This is a genomic window from Isoptericola luteus (genome assembly GCF_020297055.1).
Classification (GTDB): Bacteria; Actinomycetota; Actinomycetes; order Actinomycetales; family Cellulomonadaceae; genus Isoptericola; species Isoptericola luteus.
Genome location: NZ_JAIXCQ010000011.1, coordinates 123,668 through 129,667 on the forward strand (window position 1 = coordinate 123,668; position 6,000 = coordinate 129,667).

The following is a 6,000-nucleotide window of genomic DNA, read 5'->3' on the forward strand; positions in this document are numbered from 1 at the left end:
ACACGCCCTTGCACGGCACGGTTCCCCAGAGCACGGAATCTCGTGACCGACGCTCGACGTCGGCTCGGCGAATCGTGGGTGCTTCAGAACGTGATGGAAGGTGGCGAGTCCTGCCCGCATGACGGCAGACACCAGTACCACCCCCACGCCCGACCAGCCCGCCGGGGTCGCCCCCGCGGTCTCGGTGCGCGGCGTCTACAAGGTCTTCGGCCCGAAGCCTGCCGAGGCGGTCCGCCGCCTGCGGGCCGGCGCGAGCCGCGACGAGGTCAAGAACCTCGGCACCGCGGCAGTGATCGACGCGAGCTTCGACGTCGCGCCCGGCGAGATCTTCGTCGTCATGGGCCTGTCCGGCTCCGGCAAGTCGACCCTCATCCGCATGCTCAACGGGCTGTGGACGCCGTCGGCCGGCGACGTCGTCCTCGGGGACGCGAACCTCGCCACCGTGGACGGCAAGCGCCTGCGCGAGCTGCGTCGTACCCGCGTGTCCATGGTGTTCCAGCACTTCGCGCTGCTGCCGCACCGTTCGGTGCTCGACAACGCCGCCTACCCCCTGGAGATCCAGGGCATCGGCAAGGCGGAACGGCAGCGCAGGGCGTCCGAGGCCCTCGACATGGTCGGTCTCGGCGGCTGGGCCGAGTCGCTCCCGTCGCAGCTGTCGGGCGGGATGCGCCAGCGTGTCGGCCTGGCCCGCGCGCTCGCCGCCGACACCGACGTCCTGCTGATGGACGAGGCGTTCAGCGCGCTCGACCCGCTGATCCGCTCGGAGATGCAGGAGCAGCTCCTGGAGCTGCAGGCCAAGCTCGGCAAGACGATCATCTTCATCACGCACGACCTCAACGAGGCCATGCACCTCGGCGATCGCATCGCCGTCATGCGCGACGGGCGGATCGTACAGATCGGCACCGCCGAGCAGATCCTGTCCGACCCCGCCAACGACTACGTCGAGAAGTTCGTCGCGGACGTGGACCGGTCCCGCGTGCTCACGGCGGCGTCCGTGATGCAGCGCCCGCGTGTCACCCTGTCGATCGGCAGCGGGCCCCGGCTCGCCGCCCGCGAGATGCGCGACGCCGACGTGACCTCCGCCTACGTGGTGGACCGCACCCGGGTGCTCAAGGGCCTGGTCCACGCGGAGGCCGCCGTGCCCGCCGTGCGGGAGGGCGTCGAGAAGCTCGAGGGCCTCGTCGACCCCGACGTCGTCGCCGTGCACCAGGACACCCCGCTGGCGGAGCTGTTCGCCCCGGCCGCCGGCACGTCCGTGCCGCTCGCGGTGGTGGACGACGGCGGCCGCCTCGTCGGCATCGTCCCCCGCGTGACGCTGCTGGAGGCCATGGCCCCCGCCGACAACGGGGACGGCTCCGACGACGCCGAGGTTGCCGACGGCACCGCTCCCGACGGGGCCGCCGTCGAAACCACCGCGCCGACGGAAGGAGCCCCGGCATGATCGCCACCGCCTCCGACACGGGGACGTTCGTCCCCCGCGTCGAGCTCGGAGCCTGGGTCGAGTCCGCCATCGACTGGATGACCGACACCTTCGACCCGGTGTTCGACGCCGTCAAGACGTTCTTCGAGTCGATCTACGACGGGCTCGAGTGGGTGCTCAGCACCCCGCCGTTCTTCGTCGTCGCGCTGGTGCTCGCCGCGCTCGCGTTCTGGGTCAAGGGCTGGAAGCTCGGCGTCGGCACGCTCCTGGGCTTCTGCCTGGTGGCGGGCATGAACCAGTGGGACAACGCCATGGAGTCCCTGGCGCTGGTGATCCTGGCCTCGGCGGTCGCGCTCCTGCTCGGCATCCCGCTCGGGATCTGGGCGGCGCGCAACGCTCACGTGTCCCGCGTCGTGCGGCCCGTCCTCGACTTCATGCAGACGATGCCGGCCTTCGTGTACCTCATCCCGACGGTCGTCATCTTCCTCACCGGCCCGGTGCCCGGCATCATCGCGACGGTCATCTTCGCGATCGCCCCCGGCGTCCGCTTCACCGAGCTCGGCATCCGCCAGGTCGACGCGGAGGTGGTCGAGGCCGGCCGCGCGTTCGGGTCGACCGACCGCCGCATCCTGCGCCAGATCCAGATCCCGCTGGCGATGCCCACCATCATGGCTGGCATCAACCAGGTGATCATGCTCGCGCTGTCCATGGTCGTCATCTCCGGAATGGTCGGGGCCGGCGGCCTCGGGAACGACGTCGTCGCCGCCCTGCAGCGCGTGGACGTCGCCCTCGGTTTCGAAGCCGGTCTGGCCGTGGTGATCCTCGCGATCTTCCTCGACCGCGTGACCGCCGCGCTGGCCGACCGCGCCCCCGTCGCCAAGGCCCTCCGGGCCACCCGCTGATCCTGCCTCACGGCACGACAGCGCTCCGCACGTCCGAAAGGAAGAAGATCATGACGTTCACCCGTCACACCCGCCGTCTGACCGCACTCGGCGGCACCCTCGCCCTCACCGCCTCTCTCGCCGCCTGCGCGTCACAGGACGAGGGCGCGGACGCCGGCGGCAGCGCCGACAAGGAGATCTCGATCGGCATCGCGTCGGGCTGGGACGAGGGCATCGCCGTCGCCAACCTGTGGGCCAAGATCCTCGAGGACAAGGGCTATGAGGTCGAGACCGAGACGGCCGACGTCGGCGTCATCTACACCGGCCTCGCCGGCGGCGACTTCGACGTCACCTTCGACGTCTGGCTGCCGTACACCCACGCCTCCTACCTGGAGGAGTACGGCGAGGAGGTCTCCGACCTCGGCGTCTGGTACGACGACGCGAAGCTCACCATCGCCGTCAACGAGGACTCCCCCGCCCAGTCCATCGCCGACCTCAAGGACATGGCCGACGAGTACGGCAACAAGCTCGTGGGCATCGAGGCGGGCGCCGGCCTGACCAAGGCCACCCAGGAGCAGGTCATCCCGACCTACGGCCTGGAGGGCATGGACTACTCCATCTCGTCCACCCCGGCCATGCTCGCCGAGCTCAAGGGCGCGACCGACAAGGGCGAGAACATCGCCGTCACGCTGTGGCGTCCGCACTGGGCCTACGACGAGTTCCCCGTGCGCGACCTCGAGGACCCGGAGGGCACCCTGGGCGAGGCCGAGGAGATCCACATGTGGGGCACCGGCGACTTCGCCGAGCGCTACCCCGACCTCGCCGGCTGGCTGAAGAACTTCGCCCTCACCGACGAGCAGCTGTTCTCGCTCGAGAACACGATGTTCAACAACGAGGAGTACGCGGACGACCCGGCTGCCGCCGTGGACGCGTGGCTCGCCGAGAACCCGGACTTCGTCGAGCAGGTCACGGGCGCGTCCGCGGAGTGACTCCTGCGGAGTGACACCCGCCGCGTGACAAGGGGCGGACCGTTCGCGGTCCGCCCCTTCGTCGCGCCTCGAGCACGTTGTGCGCGCCGAGCTCCGTCGACGGGTCGAGGCGCTCGCGCGAGGTCCGCCCCAGGAACGTGCCAGGCCGCACCGCTCCCCCGGCGCCCAGGGGCGCACCCGCGGTGACACCTGCCACCTCGACGTCGTCGACCGGTGGGGAAACATCATCAGCCTGACGCCGTCCGGCGGGTGGCTGCAGTCCTCGCCCACGGTGCCAGGCCTCGGCTTCGCGCTCGGCACCCGGCTGCAGATGACGTGGCTCGACGAGGCGTCCCCTTCCGCCCTAAGGCCCGGACGGCGCCCGCGCACCACGCTCACCCCCACCCTCGTGCTGCGCGACGGCGAGCCCGTGCTCGCCTGCGGGTCGCCCGGCGGCGACCAGCAGGACCAGTGGCAGCTCGCGTTCCTGCTGCGCGTGCTCGTGGCCGGGTACACGCCGCAGGAGGCCATCGACGCGCCCGCCCTGCACACGACGTCCGCGCCCGGGTCGTTCTGGCCGCGTACGTGGACGCCCGGCGGCGCGGTGGTGGAGGACCGGCTCGGCGCCGACGTCATCGCCGGGCTTGCCGCCCGCGGCCACGTGCTGACCCTCGCCGGCGACTGGGCGCTGGGCAGGCTGTGCGCCGTGACCCGCGACCCGGCCACCGGCGTCCTCGGCGCGGCCGCCAACCCCCGCGGCGCGCAGGGTCACGCCGTCGGGCGCTGAGTCGTGGCTGCGTCTCGCTGGTCCGGCCGGTCGTCGCGACCCGCCGGACCAGCGAGACGTCAGCGGAGAGTCAGCGGAGAGTCACCGCGTCCAGGGCGTCGACGATGCCCCGGCCGAAGTAGCTGTTCTCCTGCGGCGTGCCCACGCACGCCGGCCCGGCGCTCGTCGTGCCGCACGGCGTGCTGTCGGCCTGCTGCCGCACGGCCCGCTCCAGACGCTCCGGCGACCAGCGCGGGTGCTCGGACGCGAGCAGGGCGAGCACCCCGGCCACGTGCGGGGACGCCATCGACGTGCCGCTCTTGGTGTCCCACGTGCCGTTCAGCTCGGTGGACACGATCGCGCTGCCGGGCGCCGCGACGTCGATCTTGCCCAGTCCCCGGTTGGAGAAGGAGCTGAGCGCCCCCGTGCTGGTGATCGACGAGACGGTGACCACGCCGTCGAGCTCCGTCGGGATGTCTTCGCAGCCCGAGTTGATGGTGCGCTCGACGGCGGTGGAGTCGTTCGGGCTGGAGGTGTCCACCGTGTTGTTCGCCAGGTCCGTGGCGGCGTTGCCCGCCGCGGCGGCGTGCACGGCACCGTTGCGCGTCGAGAAGGCGACGGCACGGCGCACCGCCTCCTTGCCGGCGGCCTGGTCCGGCTGGTCCGAGCACCAGTACATGAACGGGTCCACGTAGTACGAGTTGTTGGTGACGTCGACGCCGTGCAGGCCCGCCCACACGAAGCCGCAGACGGCGTACTCCGGGTAGATGTAGCCGTCGTCGTTGACGACCTTGATCGACGCCATCTTCACGCCGGGCGCGACGCCGACGATGCCGAGGCCGTTGTCCGCCGCCGCGATGGTGCCCGCCACGTGCGTCCCGTGGTCGGAGGTGGTGGGCAGCCAGCCCGTCGCTGACGTGTCCGGGCGGCCCGCACCCGTGCAGTTGACCGACGCGGACGCGTCCACCTGGGTGGCGAGGTCCGGGTGCGTGACATCGATGCCCGAGTCCAGCACGCCCACCAGCACGTCCGGCGAGCCGGGGTTGATCTCGATGGCCTGGTCCGCCTTGATCATGGCCATGTCCCACTGGGTGGCCTCGCCCGGGTCCGGGACGGCGCTGACGTCGTTCTCGTCGGCGACCTCCACCCCGACCCGCTTGGTCTTCTGGGGCTGGAACGGGCCACCCTCGGCGCCCGGCACGTCGTCGATGACGGCGGGCGTGCCCTCGGAGACCGGGACCGTGCGGGTGACGCCGACCGACGCGACGGCGTGCCCCCTGGCCCGCCGCACGACGTCGGCGCGGAACGTGTCGTTCGCGGAGTGGGCGACGACGACACCGATCTGCGGCCACGACTGGACGACGACGCCGCCCGCGGCCTCGACCGCCCGCTCCACCAGGCGCGTGTGGCCCCGGTTCGCGTGCTTGGCGTTGACGACGTACGAGAAGGTCTGGCCCTCGGGCGTGACGACCGGGACCGGGGTGGACGGCGGCTCGGGCGCGGCGACGGCCGCGTTGCCGATGCCGACGACAGCCAGAGCCAGAACGGCCCCGGCTGCTGCTGCGCGTGCGCGGTGGGTGGTGCGCATTCGTGTCTCCCCTTCGTGAGGTCACGGCCGCGCCGTTGCGGCCGTCACCAGCGACGGTAGAGCGAGAACGCCGCGAAGGTGATCTGAACACCGATTCGCTCGCCTGTCCGGCGCGGGCCACGAGGAAGCCCGCCCTGCGCGACGCCCGGTTCCCGCAACAACTCGGGGCCGTCCCCGGCACGGGTGCCGTGCCCGTGCGGCCTGGTCACCGTCTCGGCGAACCGATCACCCGAACGCCGCCCACCGACGAGTGCTCAGTCGCGGGAGACGTCGGCGCCGAGCGCGACCAGCTTGTCCTGGAACGCCTCGTACCCACGATCGATCAGGCTGATCCCCCGCACCGTGGACGTCCCCTTCGCGGTCAACGCCGCGATCAG

The 6,000-nt window shown here is 71.8% G+C and carries 4 protein-coding genes and 1 pseudogene; 4 read left to right on the top strand and 1 reads right to left on the bottom strand.

Annotated features, from left to right (window positions below; translation table 11 throughout):
* Window positions 1-118 precede the first annotated feature (118 nt).
* The 4 genes and pseudogenes from LEP48_RS15030 to LEP48_RS15045 form a co-directional block, all read left to right on the top strand.
* Window positions 119-1,441 (top strand): quaternary amine ABC transporter ATP-binding protein, encoded by a 1,323-nt coding sequence (locus LEP48_RS15030; RefSeq protein ID WP_225566383.1) that lies wholly within the window; start codon window positions 119-121, stop codon window positions 1,439-1,441.
* The gene (locus LEP48_RS15035) at window positions 1,438-2,322 is read left to right on the top strand and encodes an ABC transporter permease (RefSeq protein WP_225566384.1); all 885 of its coding nucleotides are present in this window, start codon (window positions 1,438-1,440) and stop codon (window positions 2,320-2,322) included. Before LEP48_RS15030 ends, LEP48_RS15035 begins: the two co-directional genes overlap by 4 nt.
* Before the next feature lie 50 nt (window positions 2,323-2,372).
* Window positions 2,373-3,290 carry a glycine betaine ABC transporter substrate-binding protein gene (locus tag LEP48_RS15040; protein WP_225566385.1) on the top strand — a complete coding sequence of 306 codons (918 nt, stop codon included), beginning with the start codon at window positions 2,373-2,375 and terminating at the stop codon, window positions 3,288-3,290.
* A gap of 169 nt (window positions 3,291-3,459) precedes the next feature.
* Window positions 3,460-4,056: pseudogene (locus tag LEP48_RS15045) on the top strand (gamma-glutamyltransferase); the annotation flags it as partial.
* A gap of 70 nt (window positions 4,057-4,126) precedes the next feature.
* On the opposite strand, the gene LEP48_RS15050 reads toward LEP48_RS15045, so the two are convergent.
* A complete protein-coding gene (locus LEP48_RS15050) occupies window positions 4,127-5,623 on the bottom strand; it encodes a S8 family peptidase (RefSeq protein WP_225566387.1) in 1,497 nt (498 codons plus the stop codon).
* Window positions 5,624-6,000 lie beyond the last annotated feature (377 nt).